Genomic DNA, 14,266 nt, shown 5'->3' with positions numbered 1-14,266 from the left:
CGGGTCGATCTTGTGGTGAGAACTCCCTATCGGGGGACCCCACGCTCTCACCAGCACCGCGCAGATTGTCCGATATGAGCGTGTCGCGCTCACGTCGCGCTACGATCTTGCTGAGATCACCTCACTGGTCCGGCACGTTCGAGGGTCTGGGAACAGTCGAGTTCGACGTTCATTCCGCATAGCGCGACGCGCAGCCGGGGACAGTCCGACCCGAAGAAGTTTCAGCGGCAGGGCCAGGCCAACGGTCCAGCACGAAGCCGCCCGATCCCATCCAACGATCCGAATGGTGTTCAACGATGAACAGATCGTGCGAACAATCTGCCCGACATTCGGCCGTGTTCAGCCCTTCCTGCTCAGCCGAGGCGCTGAGCTGGAGTGTGTCCACTGCGTTCCCCGGCGGCTCGTGCGCCGAGCGGCGGTCACATCCCCGCCCCGCGGGCCACGACGTACACCAGGAAGGACTGAAGCGGTGACCACCATCGACAGCCCCGGCCAGGTCGGGGAGGACGAGGGCGCCAGGGTTCGCAAGCGACGCTTTCTCGTCCGGATAACAGCAGTGATCGGCGGTGGGATGTTCATCGACGGCTACATTCTCGGCATCATCGGCAACGTCATCTTCGCGGTCAATGCCGAACTCGAGATGTCGCTACTCGTCGAAGGCCTGACGGGCGCGGCCGCGCTGATCGGCATCTTCATCGGCGGGCCGCTCGGCGGCTGGCTCGCCGACAAACTCGGACGCAAGCCGCTGTTCACGATCGACCTGGCCCTCTTCATCGTCGGTTCGGTCCTGCAGTTCTTCGTCGACTCGGCCTGGCAGCTGTTCGCCGTGCGCCTGCTGATGGGCATCGCGATCGGCGCCGACTATTCGGTGGGCTGGCCGCTGCTCGCCGAGTTCGCCCCCGCCCGCCTGCGGGGACGGCTCATGTCCCTCTCGGAAGTCGCTTGGTACATCGGCTTCATGCTGGCGTCCGCCATCGCCTACGTCATGATCGCCGTCTATTCCGTGGACTGGCGGATCATCCTCGGCACGAGCACCGTGCCCGCCGTGATCCTGTTCGTGGCCCGGTTCGGCCTTCCCGAGTCGCCGCGCTGGCTGATGAACCAGGGCCGGACCGAAGAAGCCCACCGCATCGCTCACCGCTGCCTGGAAGAGCCCGAGGACGCGCTCGACACGAGCAACGGACCTGCCCGCAAGGGCACGTTCCGGATGCTGTTCTCCCGGGACTACGTGCGGGCGACGACCTTCATCTCCGTGTTCTGGTTCTGCGCCGTCACGCCGTACTTCGCCATCGCGACCTTCGCCGCGAGCGTCCTGGCCGACTACGGCCTGGGCGACGGACTGGTGGGGGCCATCAGCGTGAACGGGCTCGCGCTGCTCGGTGTCGTGGTCTCACTCCTGCTGATCGACCGGATTGGCCGACGCAGGCTCACGATCCCGCAGCAATGGGTGTCCGCCGCCGCCCTCATCGTCATCGGACTCTGGTCGGCCGCCCCGCCCTGGGTCGTGCTGGCCTGCTTCCTCGTCTTCGCCTTCGCGAACGCCATGTGCACAGCCCTGACCGGTGTCTACCCGGGCGAGATCTTCCCCACCGAGATCCGCGGCCTGGGCACCGGCTTCGCCACCGCGTTCAGCCGGGTCGGCGCCGGCATCGGCACATTCCTCCTACCGTGGTCGATGCACAACCTCGGCGCCGGGACGAGCATGCTCATCGCCGCGGGAGTCTGCGTGGTCGGCGCGATCGTCTCGCAGGTCCTCGCACCGGAAACCATGGGTCGGAGCCTGAGCGAGACGTCGGCTCCGCATCGTCCGTAGCCTGTTCGGATCGGCGCGGCGCCCGAGACCAGAGTTTCGGGCGCCGCTGTTCGAACTCCCCGGTGTTCGCGTAGTGAACGAAGAGACCGTATGCTGGACGTTGTTCGGGCCTGTTCAGCCCAGGACATCAGTGCGGTCGAGGGGGGACGATGAGCGAGGGCGCCGAGCCGGCGGATCTGACGAACAAGTCGGTCACCAAGGCGGTTCGCCTGCTGCGTGAGCTGGCCGCTCAGCCCCGCACGGGCGCCACGGTCACTAGCCTGGCGAAGGCTGCCGGCCTCAGCAGGCCCACCGCTTTTCGTCTTCTGCACAGCCTTCAGCAGGACGGGCTCGTCGACCGGATCGACACCAACTACGTCCTCGGTTGGGAACTGGCCCGTCTCGGACGCCGAGCCGACCCCTCTGCGGGCCTGGTGGCGCGGGCGCAGCCCTTGCTTCAGGAGCTGGCGGACGATTTCAACGAGTCGGTGACCCTGTCCGTACCGAACGCCGAAGGCGGACTCGACCTGGTGGCCGAGGCGGCAGGTTCACACGTGCTCGGAGTCCTCGGGCGCAACATGATCGGGCAGCACTACCCGCTGCACGCCAGTTCCACCGGCAAAGTACTGCTCGCGGAACAGTCGGCCGAGAAGCTGCGTGCCACGCTGCCCGAGAACCTCGAGGCCTACACCCCGCACACCATCACCAACCGCGCGACCCTGCTCAACGAACTCGAACAAGTCCGCGAGCAGGGCTTCGCCATCATCGACAACGAGCTCGAACCGGAACTGCTCTCGCTGTCCCGCCCCATTCGCGACGCCAGCGGGACACTGGTGGCCATCCTCACCCTCAACGGCCCGAGGAGCCGCTTAGGTCGAGCTCAGATCCCCGACGCCCTCCAACACATGCAGAAGATCATCGACCGCATGACCGAAGTGCTGTGGAGCGAGACGGGAACCGACTGACCTCTCGGCTGCGCCCGCCGATTGGGGCTGCGGAACGAGAGGTGTCCCGCCGATCCGCGGGCGGTCAGGGTGACCGCGAGCGGGAGATCACGACGTGACCGCTGCCCCAGCGGTGCCCGGCAGTAGGGCCAGGAGCTGCTTCGTGTGGCCGGGTAGCTCCACTTCTGCGAGACCCGTGATGATGTCTCCCAAGCGCACTGGCTGATCGACCAGGACCTTGCCGTTGGAGAGGAGCAGGGTGGACAGCGGTGTGTCGAGCTCGGCCTCGCTGAGTGCCGGTCCGCCGAGTGCGCAGAGGGCCTCTCCTTGGAGGCGGATTCGCTCCCGAAGTCCTGCATTGCCGCCGGCGCGCGCGATGACGCGTTCGATGGTCCACGTGTCCAGGGCTGTGCGGTTGTCGTAGGTCGAGTTCGCTCCCGAAGTGACACAGGAGGCGGCGGCGATGGTGGCGGCGTTGATGATGGCGACGTGCGCCAGGATCTGGTCGACGTTCCACTCACCGGGCGGCGGGGCGGGAATCGTGTCACCGGAGTCGGCCACGGTGGCGGCAGCGTCCAGCAGCGCGCGGTAGGCGTCCCGAAGCCGAGAAGTGTCCATCGTGTCCACCTTCTGTGATCGTGCGTGGAGTAGATGCGAGAAGGGCTACGGCGACCCGGTCGCCGTCGCGCAGGTAGCAGACGAGCGGGCCGACGGCGGAAGGCGCGACCGGCCAGAAGCACGTCGGCGGCGGTGGGCTGCACCGGCGCGCACCCCGAGGTACACCGCCGGTGAGCCCTGCCCGGTGGTCGCAGCCGGGCCCGGCGGGGCGATCAGAACAGAGGGGGCACGTCGGGGTCGGGGCGCTCGGCCAGTTCCTTGATCCGCAGCAGGCGGGTCTCCCAGGAGCGGCTGATCCGGTCGAGTTCCCGGGCCAGCGCGCCCAGCCGAGCGCCGACAGCGAGGTAGACGACCTCGCGCCCGCGCTGCTCGGACTCGACCAGCCCGACCTCGCGCAGCACCTCCAGGTGCTTTCCGATCGCCTGACGGGTCACCGGCAGGACCCTGGCCAGCGCGGACGCCGACATCGGGCCCTCGCCGAGCCGGGTGAGGATCTCCCAGCGCGTCGAGTCGCCGAGCGCGGCACACACGGCGGGAAGGGCGGCGGTCACGGCCGCGTCGTCGGGCCCGGCGCGCTCTTCTCGACGAACACCTTCGCGGCCTCGAGCTCGGCGAGCCAACCCTTGTCATTGCCCTCGCGCTCCTTCAGCCACGCGGCGGGGTCGTCGGCGAGACTGGAGAACCCGCTCTCCACAACGCGCAGGGTCACCCCGCCGCCGGCACGCTCGTCGATCCAGAACTCGACGAGGGTCGAGGGCGTCGAGTCGTCCCGGAACGGGGTCCCGATCCAGCGGAACGCGACGTAGCGCGGCTTGTCCAGCTTCACCGTCCGGAACCGGAACTCGCCCAGCGAAGGATGGCGCACCACGGCCACATCGCCCTCGTAGTGCAGGTCCGGCTCGGCCTCCACCACGCCGTCGTTGATGTACCAACCGGGCCGCGCGACCAGCTCCCATACTCGCTCCGCCGGCGCGTCGATGTCGATCTGCCGGGCGATCCGGTCGAGCTCGGCCAGCTCCGTGGCGGTGTAGGTGGTGTCGTTCACAGCTTCCTCCCTGGGGTCGATGTGCAACGAAACGATTGCACATCTGGGCCTCGAGTGCAACCCACAGGTTGCAAGACCTCGTGTAAACGGTGCGCTGGTGATCTACCGGGGACGGCCGGCGTCATCCACGCCGTGTAGAAGCTGATCCGTCACGCCGCGGCCGTCACGACGATCTTGCCGCGGACGTGCCCCGTCTCGCTGAGCGACAGCGCCGAGGGCAGCTCTGCGAACGGAAAGGCTCTTGCGATCTCGGTGGCGTACTCGCCGCGCGCCGCGAGCTCGACGACGGGTGCGAGCCGCGCGGCGGTGAGGCGGTTTGGGTGGTTAACCACATGAACGCTCGCCGCCCCGCAGACGCTGAGCTGGGTCGGCGTGCTCGACGACCCTGCTGGTCCCGATCCGGTTCGCGACGGCCACGGCGGCGAGGCGACCGAGTCCGGCGCCGGCGAACAGTGCGGCCAGGCTCACGCCGATCACGGCGGCGTCCGGCGGCAGCCCGTGCTGCGCGACCAGCCACAGTGGGAGGGCGTTGACCAGCGCCACCATGACGAGGCCGGTCAGCGCGCCGGCGGCGAGCAGCAGCAACATGGGCCGAGTGCGGAGGGCCCTGGTGGCGCCGGTGGCGTTCCCTCGCGGGTGCGGCCCGTGCGCCGCGACCCTTATGCACGAGCAGCGCGGCGAGGCCGAGACCGCACTGGACAGCTAATGCGTGGGGTTGTCCCCCTGTGAGGAGAGGGGTGGACCCGCAGGGGTGTAGGGGCTGCTCCATCGACCCTGTACGGAGGAAGCCGCACGATTCGTTTCCTAGCGATCCGGACAACAGATCCGGATTCTCCAGAGGAACGAGGCCAGAAATGCGTATTCCTTCGAAGCTCGCCCGTGCCGCCGCTGTCACCGTCGCAGCCGTTGGCATCACCGTCGGCGTCGCGGCCGCGCCGGCCCAAGCCGCGATCACGGGGATGTCGGCGAAGCTCACGGTGACGGCTCAGAACTCGAACGACCTCTACTGGGTCGCGGTCGAGGGCGTGGTGAACATGCCTCAGGCCGAGGCGCAGGCCAAGATCGCGAGCGGGCACACGATGCAGCTGCGGCTGTGGGGCGACGACCCTTCCAGCGACGACCTGCAGTACGGGCCGTACTTCAACGGCGGCGGCAGCGGTGGCGGGTCGGGCCAGCTGTGGGCGGCATCCGACGGGCTGCACTTCTTCCGGACGATCCGGCTGCCCGGCTACAAGCTCGACGAGGACAACGGCTGGTACGAGGGCGACGGCGACGAGCTCTACGTCGGTGTCCGGTTCGTCACCGCGGGCGGGTCCACGCTCAAGTCGGCCGAGACCAACCGTGTGCACGGATACTTCTGACGAACCGGGGGCTCAGAGCACGGCGCGTAGGCCGGGTGCCCGCCCCGCCGCGGCGCCTTCCGGAGGCTGCTCTCCAATAGCGGGAGCGTGCGGTGCAGACAGCACCCCATGGCTCGTGGAGCGGTTGATCACGGGGGAGTGGTTGACCTGCAGCACAACCTGCTGCAGGTCGGGCCGAACTCACCACGTCGCTCACCGGCCGATGAGTGGGTGAGGCTGCTCAGGCCGACTGCGCGAGGAGCTGCTGCACACTGATGATGGCGGCACCGCATTCAGTGGCCGCTGGCGGCGTCGGCGAACAGCACGCTGCCCCGGTCCTCGGCGCACCCCGGGCACTTCCGCGACCTTCCCGATGGCAGGGAGCGTGCCGCCCGCGGACTGATCCGGGCTCCCGCCGGCCCATGTGCATGATCAACCGCTCGCCCGGCCCGCCGAAACCAACCCTCCGCCGCCACCGCGGTTCCAGCGATCACTGCGCTCAGACACCCCGGCGGTCGCGGCGGTGAGCGTGCCCGACGATCAGGCCTGGCCGGCGCAGTGGCAGCGTGGGGGAGGGGTGTAGTCCATGGGCACGCCGCGGGCGTCGAGGGTCAGGGTGCAGCATCGGCCGAGCAGCTCGGCGAGGCGGCGGCGGCGGCCTCGCTGCACCCGTGACTTCATCCCCGACAGGGAGATGCCCTCGCGCTGCGCGGCGTCGGCCTGTGCGGCGCCGTCGAGGTCGATCGTCTCCACTGCCCGCCGCCGCTCGGCGGGCAGCGCGGTCAGCAGCGGGCGGAGGCATTTGGCGAGCTCGGCGAGCACGGCAGCACCGTCCTCGTCCGGCGGCGCGGCTCCGGCGTCGTCGGTGAGGGTGGGGACGAGTTGCTCGCGCCCCCGGGCGGCCCGCCGGTACTCGTCGATGACGGCGTTGCGGGCGATCCGGAAGACCCAGTTGGGCAGCCGCTCGGCGTCGTCGAGCGAGTCGATGTTCTGGTGGATGCGCAGCAGGATCTCGGCGACGACGTCCTCGGCCCGGTCCGGGTCGGCGATTCGCCGGCGTACAAACGTGTGCAGCTGGCGCAGCAGGTCACGCCAGACCTGGGCGGTGGGCTCGCCGAGCGTGGTCCCGACACCGCTGCTCGTCGTCTCGGTGGTCATGGTTCCTCCGCTCCGGCACCCGGCTGGTGCCCGACGGTATTGACGACGGTAGCCCGGCGAGGACGCAGCTGTCGCCGGTCGAGCACCTTGCCGGGGGCGCCGGGGAGGTCGCTCAGCCGCAGCAGGTGCTGTCCGGGGTGTCCTGGGCGGCGCAGTTCGCCTGGCACACCGAGGTCGTCGTGCCGTCCGGGTTGGCGGGGATGTCGTCGGTGACGCTGTAGTACTCCCACCATCCGTGGGGCACGTCCGGGGCGGCCACGAACACCTTGTCCTGCACGGCGTGGCAGCACAGGTCGTGCTCGGCGACCGTCGTCTCGAGGCCCGCGGTCCGGAAGCGGGCCAGTGCGGCGGCGACATCGTCCGGGGTGGGGGCTTCGACCCCGAGGTGGTTGAGCCGCTGCGTTGCGCCCGGGTTCTCGATGAGAACGAGCTTCAGGGGCGGGTCGGCGACGGCGAAGTTGGCGTAGCCGGCGCGGACCCTGTGCGGCTCGACCCCGAACAGCCGGGTGTAGAACGCGGTGGCCTCGGCGAGGTCCTCGACGTTGAGCGCGAGCTGGATCCGGGTGCTGGACATGATCGGTGGCTCCCTGGTCGCGGTGCTGGTTGTGCAGTCGGCTGTGATGACGACCGGTCGGCCGGTCGGACGCACGCGGAGGATCGGCTGCGTCCTCGCCGCCGCAGCGCCGTCAGAGAGGGGGCCATCGACACCCGACCGAGGGAGAACGTCATGACCAGCACCAGTGTGGCGCGCGACGCCGACCGTGCGCTGAAGGCCAAGCACCGGGCGCTGTGGGCGGCCGGCGACTACCCGCGGGTGGCCGCCGAGCTGATCCCCTCGTTCGGGCCCGAGCTCGTCCGAGCCTGCGCCGTGCACGCGGGCCAGCGCGTCCTCGACGTCGGCGCCGGCTCCGGCAATGCCGCCATCCCGGCGGCCGCGCTGGGCGCGGCGGTCGTCGCGTCGGACCTGACGCCCGAGCTGTTCACCGCGGGCCGCCGGATCGCGGCCGAGCGTGGGGTCCAGCTGGAATGGGCGGAGGCGGACGCGGAGGCGCTGCCGTTCGCCGACGACGCCTTCGACGTGGTGATGTCGTCGGTGGGGGCGATGTTCGCGCCGCGGCACCAGGTCGTCGCCGACGAGCTGGTGCGGGTCGCTCGGCCCGGGGGCACGATCGGGATGATCAACTGGACGCCGGACGGCTTCATCGGCCACCTGTTCCGGACCATGGCTCCGTATGCGCCGCCGCCCCCACCCGGGGCCGGTCCGCCACCGCTGTGGGGCGACGAGCAGCACGTCCGCGTGCTTTTCGGTGACCGGGTCACCGGGCTCGACCTGCGCCGGCAGTCGATCCAGATGACCCACCCCGGCGACCCGGCCGCGTTCCGGGAGTACTGGAAGCGCCACTACGGGCCGACGATCGCGGTCTACCGGTTCAACGCCGCGGATCCCGACCGGCTCGCCGCCCTCGACCGGGACTTCCTCCAGTTCCTCACCAACTGGAACCACGGCTCGGGCGGCGAGAGCGGCTACGAAGCCGAGTACCTGCTGATGACGGCCCGCAAGCGGGTGACGTAGCAGGACGACCCGGTCGCGCACCCGGGCCACATCAACCTCGACCCCGGACACGGCTGCTGGGGCCGATGCGCCTGGCCTGGCCGGCCTCCGGCGCAGGCTCCCTTGACGGCAGCCGCTTCCCGACCCGGCTCTGCCAGACCGAAACCGCCGACGGAACCGGTCGCCGAGCACCGGGCCCGCCCCGTTCCGGCGGAACTGCCCGTCACGGGCGGACGGATCGAGCACGGTCCGTACTGCAGGTTCGGGCCCCTGAAACCACGTGATGCGACGCCTCGACCACTACGCCGGCCGATCACGCCGGCACGTCGAGACCTCAGAAGGAGACCATCATGCGAGCACGCGCACTACTCGGAGCGGTGCCGGCGACCGGGCATCTGCCGACGACGGCCGGGCCGGGGAGGGACGACCGGCTCGTCCAGGAGCCGAAGATGCCCACCACGACCGGGCAGCGGGGTCGGTCGGCCCGCGTGCTGCTGGCCCCGCTTCTCGCCCTCGGGATCGCCGTCGGTGCCGCCGCGGCCGGCCCGACGCCGACCGTCACCCATCCCGACGGAAGCCGGCTCGCCATCGGGTGGAAGTTGCACTGCGCAACCAAGGCGGACGGCACCAGGTACTGCTGGACCGTCCAGGTGTGACCGTGACCGCGTGAAGTGGGGCCGGGATCCGGGAACGAGTCGCGCTCGGTGCGCAGTGGCTCGCGGGCTTCCACCGCCTGCTGAGCGTCACCGAGGTGCGTCCCCGCGGCGGCCGCACCGTCAGACAGGAGGCCATCGACCCTTGGAGGACATCGTGAACCAGCCACTCGAACCGATGCCGGACGACTGGAGCCGGGCCCTGGCCGTCGTCGCCCATCCCGACGATCTCGAATACGGCGCCGCCGGCGCGATCGCGGCCTGGACCCGTGCGGGCAAGACGGTCGGATACGTGATCGTCACCGACGGCGAGGCCGGCATCGACGGCATCTCCCCTGATGACGCGGCGGTGCTGCGCCAGAAGGAGCAGGTGGCGAGCGCGGCGATCGTCGGCGTCGAGGACGTGACCTTCCTGCACCACCCCGATGGGATCGTCCAGTACGGCTCCGACCTGCGCCGCGACATCACTCGGCAGATCCGCCGCAGCCGGCCCGACATCCTGCTCACCGCGACCCCGGCGCTGACCTACGGGCTCGGTGTCGGCCAACGGATCCTCAACCAAGCTGACCACCGGGCCGTCGGGATCGCCGTGCTCGACGCCGCCCGCGACGCCGCCAACCGATGGATCTTCCCCGAACTGCTCGACGAGGGTCTCGAACCCTGGGGTGGCACCACCGACGTCTACGTCTTCGGCGCGGATCGGCCCAGCCACGCCGTCGACGTCACCGGCACCCTCGCCGTGGGCGTCGAGTCGCTGCGGACCCATCGTGTCTACCTCGACGGCCTCGGCCGGGACTTCGATCCCGAAGCTTTCCTGCGCGGGTTCACCGCTCACGCCGGCACCGCGCTCGGCGTGCACCACGCCGTCGCGTTCGAGCGGATCCGGCTCCAGGGCGTCTGAGCTCCGGTGTTCAGCGCGATGTGCTCCGCCGGGTCCACGAAAGATCCTCACGGAGCATGGTCCGCGCAACCGCGGATATGAGCACCACGATACGGCTTTTTCCCGTGGGCGAGCCATCGGGATGTGCCGGGGAATACGGAGGCGGTGCCGATCTTCATTTCGGGTCGGCGTTCTTCCTCCACTGAAGTCCCAGACGCTGCGACGGTTCTCGAACACTCACCTCCGGCTGCACGGTTCGCCGAGCGTGATCCCCGGCCGACATCGGATCCTGCCGGCCAACCGCAGCCGTGCGCGCCCACCGGCCGTCAGTCGTGCAGGGTCGACCGCGGCGACAAACGCGGATCTTTGAGCACCTGCTTACCTCAGGGTGGTTTCACGGAGAGTGAGATACGACTGTCGACATGTCTCACGCTCTCCGGCGAGCCGGTGTGGAAAATCGTCCGTGTTCGGTCCTTCCGTGGCGGGACACAGGCTTGCGACCTGCCGTCGATCGTTCTAATGTCACATGGCCTCGGTGTTGCAACGAGTTGTGCCCACTTCCCCTTGTCCGACACGTCCGGTGCGCTGATCATCGCCAGCAGTCCTCCGGGCCAACACGTCTGCGCGTAATTGGAGTCGCGGATGAGCAAGAAGATGCACGCGGATTCCCCTCACCGGTGGTGCGTTTCGTGACAGACCGCATGATCCGCTTATCATGAACACCCTGTACTCGAGGTGCCCGACGCCGCGCCACGGGAACCACATTCCGGCACCGCCCGTGCGTCCGGGCGCCGAGTGACCGCCGACCTGGCCCCGTGCCCCGACACCGGAGCGCACCGGCCGCAGAAGGCAGCGCTCGGCGTGATCGTGCCGTCCCTGACACGATCCGGCCGCGCTTGCCGTCAGCTCGAGGCCCGGCCACGACCGACGCCGGATGCCCTGGCAGTCCCCCGATCGGACCGCGCCCACGCGCACGACGGGCATGTCTTCATCGATGAGCAGGAAGTGGCGCCACCGTGACCCAGATCGCTCCCCGACAGGTCGGATCCTGCAGCGGAAGGGACCATGAGCACCGCGACGAGCAACTCGAGGTGCGGCTGCACGCCCCGACGCCTGACACGGTCATCGTCCGGGTCGCCGGCCCGCTCATCCCCTCGACCATGCCGTTCTTCATGCTGCGGATCACTCAGCAGCTGACCCGGGCAGTGCATGTCGTCATCGACCTCTCGTCGGTCGACCACCTCGACGAGCAGACGGCCGACTGTCTGCGCCTGTTGTACGGACTTGCTGCCCGCCGTGGCGTCACGATCCACGTCGCCGACGCCGGTAGGCCGACGATCGGCGAGTCGCTTCGCGCGATCCAGAGCGACGGGGTCGTCGGTATCCCGGCCGACGCCGTGGTCGCCACTCTGGGAATCCGCAGTCGCACTTTCGCTCGTCCGAGGACGCCTCTCCTCGGTTCCCCGGGTACACCCAGGGAACCAGCCGAACGCGAAAGGGCGTAGAGCCGGATGTCCCGCCTTGCCGGAGGCGGTGCAGGAGCGCACTCCTGCATCACCGACGTGACCGAGAACCTCGTGGCCGAGTTCAGCTCCCGGTTCGACCAACCGGCCATCAGCCTGACGGTCCGCAACTGTCTGCGCGAGCTGCAGGGCTCGCCTTCTGCGGCGCGCGTCGTCGGGCTCGAGCGACTCGCCCGGGACCGCCTTCTCGCACACCTCGAGATCATGGATGACCGTCCGTGTCCGACGGCCGGGTCGAAGCCGTCGGACAAGGGTCGCCGCTGACGGGCGTGGCCGATGCCGATGTCGTTGTCGATGCCGTCCAGGTCCGGGGCCTGTTCGACACCGTCACAGCATGGCTGCCGACGCGGTGCTACGAGGCGGTCCAGGCGCACCCGTCGCCGGGGATCGGGAATCTGCGGCCCTCCGGGAGAGCGGGTACGTCGTCCCGTCGTCATGACTCCCACCCGGCGGGTGCGCGAGGGTCGGGAGAGTAGGCGCAGTAGGTACCTGTGCGGATGGTGCGCTTGAGGTGCTCGCCGAGCCGGGGATCGTGTTCGCCGATCCGGCCCATCGCCTGACGGATGGCGCGGGTCACACCGGCTCGCGCCCGCTCGGACGCGGACGCGGCTCGTCGATCACGACCACCCAGGCCGACCGCGCGCGCGAGCTCACGCACGAGGAAGTCGCGTTCGGCGTCGGCCTGCGCGGCCCGCTCGGCGTCCCCGATCGCACGTGCTTGGTCGATGTCGTCGTCGATCTCGGCGAGGCGTCGGCGGTAGGCGTCCTTGGCTCGAGCGTCGAGGACCTCGCCTGCGTCGCCAAGTCCCGAGCGGGGCAGCTCGGCCGCCTTGCTGTTGTCCACCTTGGCGCTGCGACCGGGCTCCGCGGCAACGAGATCCAGCACGTGGTACTCCCGGCCCGGATCGCCGAGGAGCCGCGCGAGGTATCGCATGCCCTTGAGGTCGCGTACGTGCGAGGTGTGCCCGTCGAAGATCACCGTCCAGTACTCGCCCTCCCGGCGGAAGACGCTGGAGCTTGCCTCCTTGTGCTGGACGTGTGCTGGTGGGGCCACCGGTGGTGCGGCTTTGATCTCTTCGAGGATCGTGCGGGCCGCATGGCGTTCCAGGACGACCCGGTGCTCGCTGCCGCCGGCGGCATAGGCCTCGGCGAGGGCCATGCGTGCAACGGCCGCCTCGAAGGGGGCGCCGACCTCGTTCCAGCGTCGCACTGCTTCCGACAAGGACTGCTCCGCGCCCGTCGCATCGCCGTCGGCGAGCCGCACCCGTCCGCGGGCGAGGGCGGCGACGGCGACCATCGCGTTGTTCTCGAATCGGGCGGCGACGAGCTCGAGCTCGTCGGCGGCTGACCGAGCCCGGCCGATCTCGCCGGCCGCGATCTCGATCTCGACCTGCGCACCGAGCAGCGGCGCGCGCTGCAGGTCGGTGTTCGGCGGCCGCTCCTTCGAGGGAACTCGCAACGGGCGCTCGAGGGCGTCTCGTATGGAGGTGGCCGCGGTTGCCGCGTCTCCCTGCGCGAGTCGCACCAGCGCGAGACCCGGTTGTGGGTCCCACCCGGCGCGATGAGCGGCCAGCAGTGCGTCCTCCGCGCCCGCGATGTCGCCCCTGTGAAGGCGGATCCGGCCGAGCTCGTTCAACGGCCACCCGAGCTCGCGTCGCAGGTAGGGGCGCAGTTCCTCGCAGGCCATGAGCGCCTGGGTCTCCGCCTCGTCGCACGACCCGCGGAGCCTGAGGATCTCGGCGCGGTGGACCCGGCAACGCCCGTGCAGGCTCCCGATGGCGTTCGTCTCGCACCACCGCTCCATCGCCTCGGTCCACTGCTCGGCGACGTCGTACTGGGCGAGTCCCTGCAGGGCGCACACGAGCTCGCAGTAGACGACCCCCGTCGAGAGCGGATCGAGGTCCCCGGAGACGGTCGCCACCCCGGCTTGGTCGAGCAGCGCCAGACCTTGCCGGACATCGCCGTCCAGGATGAGCAGCCGGGCTTCTGCTACTCGTCCGATGGCGGACGCCGCGGGGGCACACGACGAACCCACTTCGATGGCCTGTCGGGCCCACTGCCGAGCGACGGGCAGGTCGCCGATCAGCATCCGCTCGTAGGTGCGGACGACCGCGAACCATGCGTGCGCCGACGTCTCACCCCGGCCTTCGAGGAGTCGCTCCGCCCGCGCCAACCAGCCGCGCACCGGCGCCATGAGGGCAGTGTCGAAGAGCAGGTGCATCGCGACGCGAGCGGCTGCTCCTGCGGCCGCCACTGCGTCACCGGCCTGCATGGACGCAGCATGGGCGCGCTCCCACGCCTCGATGGTCACATCGAGATGCCCCGCCGCATAGGCGACCTCGCCCAGCACCGGAAGGTTGGTGGGCGCCAGCAGTCCGTCCGCGTCCGCCTCCGTGAGGAGGTCGAATGCCTGCTGCCAGTCGCCTCGGGCCACCGCGAGATGTGCGCACTCGACGAGGCCGAGATCAGCGTCGTCGCTCATCGCTCGCCTCGTATCCGTAGCCGACCGAGCCGGGGGTCATCCCGCGCCGAGCGTAACCGTGCCGGTTACCGCCGTAACAGCCTTGCTCACGCATCTCGGGTGGGACCGGAAGTCCCCACTCGACAGGCGAATCCGAGGAGGAGCCATGGAACGAGGGTTATTCAGCGAAGCGTTTCGTTACGGTTCTGAGATCAACTTGCGCGTGTCGACAAACGAGTGACGGTCCGATTCACGCGAGAATGGGTTTGCCAACACAAGCCCACGTGAACGGACCGTCGC

The 14,266-nt window shown here is 69.7% G+C and carries 16 protein-coding genes; 8 read left to right on the top strand and 8 right to left on the bottom strand.

All coding sequences use genetic code 11. The features are described 5' to 3' along the window. Positions 1 to 469 precede the first annotated feature (469 nt). Positions 470 to 1,813 carry an MFS transporter gene (locus KME75_RS33810; protein ID WP_308283323.1) on the top strand — a complete coding sequence of 448 codons (1,344 nt, stop codon included), beginning with the start codon at positions 470 to 472 and terminating at the stop codon, positions 1,811 to 1,813. 149 nt (positions 1,814 to 1,962) lie between these two features. Then, the gene (locus tag KME75_RS33805) at positions 1,963 to 2,757 is read left to right on the top strand and encodes an IclR family transcriptional regulator (protein WP_219419012.1); all 795 of its coding nucleotides are present in this window, start codon (positions 1,963 to 1,965) and stop codon (positions 2,755 to 2,757) included. An 87-nt stretch (positions 2,758 to 2,844) separates the two neighbouring features. Here KME75_RS33805 and KME75_RS33800 read toward each other — a convergent pair whose 3' ends face one another. The 5 genes from KME75_RS33800 to KME75_RS33780 form a co-directional block, all read right to left on the bottom strand. Next, complete coding sequence (locus KME75_RS33800) at positions 2,845 to 3,363, bottom strand: hypothetical protein (RefSeq protein WP_219419011.1); 519 nt, start codon at positions 3,361 to 3,363, stop codon at positions 2,845 to 2,847. Between the two features lie 203 nt (positions 3,364 to 3,566). After that, positions 3,567 to 3,905, bottom strand: a complete 339-nt coding sequence (locus KME75_RS33795; protein ID WP_219419010.1) for an ArsR/SmtB family transcription factor — start codon at positions 3,903 to 3,905, stop codon at positions 3,567 to 3,569. Continuing rightward, entirely contained in the window at positions 3,902 to 4,399 is a 498-nt protein-coding gene (locus KME75_RS33790; RefSeq protein ID WP_219419009.1) for an SRPBCC domain-containing protein, read from the bottom strand. The genes KME75_RS33795 and KME75_RS33790 overlap by 4 nt, the downstream gene beginning before the upstream one ends. 149 nt (positions 4,400 to 4,548) lie before the next feature. Further along, positions 4,549 to 4,731: a zinc-binding dehydrogenase gene (locus KME75_RS44105; protein WP_219419008.1), complete on the bottom strand. Its 183-nt coding sequence runs from the start codon at positions 4,729 to 4,731 to the stop codon at positions 4,549 to 4,551. Further along, positions 4,724 to 4,987: a hypothetical protein gene (locus KME75_RS33780; RefSeq protein ID WP_219419007.1), complete on the bottom strand. Its 264-nt coding sequence runs from the start codon at positions 4,985 to 4,987 to the stop codon at positions 4,724 to 4,726. The genes KME75_RS44105 and KME75_RS33780 overlap by 8 nt, the downstream gene beginning before the upstream one ends. A gap of 266 nt (positions 4,988 to 5,253) precedes the next feature. Here KME75_RS33780 and KME75_RS33775 point away from each other — a divergent pair, with 266 nt between their 5' ends. After that, positions 5,254 to 5,760: a hypothetical protein gene (locus KME75_RS33775; protein ID WP_219419006.1), complete on the top strand. Its 507-nt coding sequence runs from the start codon at positions 5,254 to 5,256 to the stop codon at positions 5,758 to 5,760. A 519-nt stretch (positions 5,761 to 6,279) separates the two neighbouring features. Here KME75_RS33775 and KME75_RS33770 read toward each other — a convergent pair. Next, complete coding sequence (locus tag KME75_RS33770; protein ID WP_219419005.1) at positions 6,280 to 6,897, bottom strand: sigma-70 family RNA polymerase sigma factor; 618 nt, start codon at positions 6,895 to 6,897, stop codon at positions 6,280 to 6,282. Positions 6,898 to 7,009: 112 nt separating this feature from the next. Beyond that, positions 7,010 to 7,471, bottom strand: a complete 462-nt coding sequence (locus KME75_RS33765) for an ArsI/CadI family heavy metal resistance metalloenzyme (protein WP_219419004.1) — start codon at positions 7,469 to 7,471, stop codon at positions 7,010 to 7,012. A gap of 153 nt (positions 7,472 to 7,624) precedes the next feature. Here KME75_RS33765 and KME75_RS33760 point away from each other — a divergent pair, with 153 nt between their 5' ends. The 5 genes from KME75_RS33760 (at position 7,625) to KME75_RS33740 (ending at position 11,769) form a co-directional block, all read left to right on the top strand. Continuing rightward, positions 7,625 to 8,470, top strand: coding sequence for a class I SAM-dependent methyltransferase (locus KME75_RS33760; protein ID WP_219419003.1), 846 nt, complete (start codon positions 7,625 to 7,627; stop codon positions 8,468 to 8,470). 329 nt (positions 8,471 to 8,799) lie between these two features. Further along, the gene (locus KME75_RS33755; RefSeq protein WP_219419002.1) at positions 8,800 to 9,105 is read left to right on the top strand and encodes a hypothetical protein; all 306 of its coding nucleotides are present in this window, start codon (positions 8,800 to 8,802) and stop codon (positions 9,103 to 9,105) included. A gap of 154 nt (positions 9,106 to 9,259) precedes the next feature. Further along, a complete protein-coding gene (locus KME75_RS33750; RefSeq protein ID WP_308283321.1) occupies positions 9,260 to 10,003 on the top strand; it encodes a PIG-L deacetylase family protein in 744 nt (247 codons plus the stop codon). 1,070 nt (positions 10,004 to 11,073) lie between these two features. Further along, positions 11,074 to 11,487: an STAS domain-containing protein gene (locus KME75_RS33745; protein WP_219419001.1), complete on the top strand. Its 414-nt coding sequence runs from the start codon at positions 11,074 to 11,076 to the stop codon at positions 11,485 to 11,487. A gap of 57 nt (positions 11,488 to 11,544) precedes the next feature. Further along, positions 11,545 to 11,769 (top strand): hypothetical protein, encoded by a 225-nt coding sequence (locus tag KME75_RS33740; protein ID WP_219419000.1) that lies wholly within the window; start codon positions 11,545 to 11,547, stop codon positions 11,767 to 11,769. Between the two features lie 169 nt (positions 11,770 to 11,938). Here KME75_RS33740 and KME75_RS33735 read toward each other — a convergent pair whose 3' ends face one another. Continuing rightward, positions 11,939 to 13,987: a hypothetical protein gene (locus KME75_RS33735; protein WP_219418999.1), complete on the bottom strand. Its 2,049-nt coding sequence runs from the start codon at positions 13,985 to 13,987 to the stop codon at positions 11,939 to 11,941. Between the last annotated feature and the right edge of the window lie 279 nt (positions 13,988 to 14,266).

The sequence above is a fragment of the Pseudonocardia nigra genome (assembly GCF_019396355.1).
Classification (GTDB): Bacteria; Actinomycetota; Actinomycetes; order Mycobacteriales; family Pseudonocardiaceae; genus Pseudonocardia; species Pseudonocardia nigra.
The sequence above is the reverse complement of the archived record's forward strand: the minus strand, read 5'-3'. Positions and strand labels throughout refer to the sequence as shown.

Coding starts and splice junctions, on each gene's coding strand:
- KME75_RS33770 (WP_219419005.1), bottom strand. CDS start 6,897: ATGACCACCGAGACGACGAGCAGCGGTGTCGGGACCACGCTCGGCGAG.
- KME75_RS33780 (WP_219419007.1), bottom strand. CDS start 4,987: ATGTTGCTGCTGCTCGCCGCCGGCGCGCTGACCGGCCTCGTCATGGTG.
- KME75_RS33765 (WP_219419004.1), bottom strand. CDS start 7,471: ATGTCCAGCACCCGGATCCAGCTCGCGCTCAACGTCGAGGACCTCGCC.
- KME75_RS33760 (WP_219419003.1), top strand. CDS start 7,625: ATGACCAGCACCAGTGTGGCGCGCGACGCCGACCGTGCGCTGAAGGCC.
- KME75_RS33805 (WP_219419012.1), top strand. CDS start 1,963: ATGAGCGAGGGCGCCGAGCCGGCGGATCTGACGAACAAGTCGGTCACC.
- KME75_RS33735 (WP_219418999.1), bottom strand. CDS start 13,987: ATGAGCGACGACGCTGATCTCGGCCTCGTCGAGTGCGCACATCTCGCG.
- KME75_RS33755 (WP_219419002.1), top strand. CDS start 8,800: ATGCGAGCACGCGCACTACTCGGAGCGGTGCCGGCGACCGGGCATCTG.
- KME75_RS33775 (WP_219419006.1), top strand. CDS start 5,254: ATGCGTATTCCTTCGAAGCTCGCCCGTGCCGCCGCTGTCACCGTCGCA.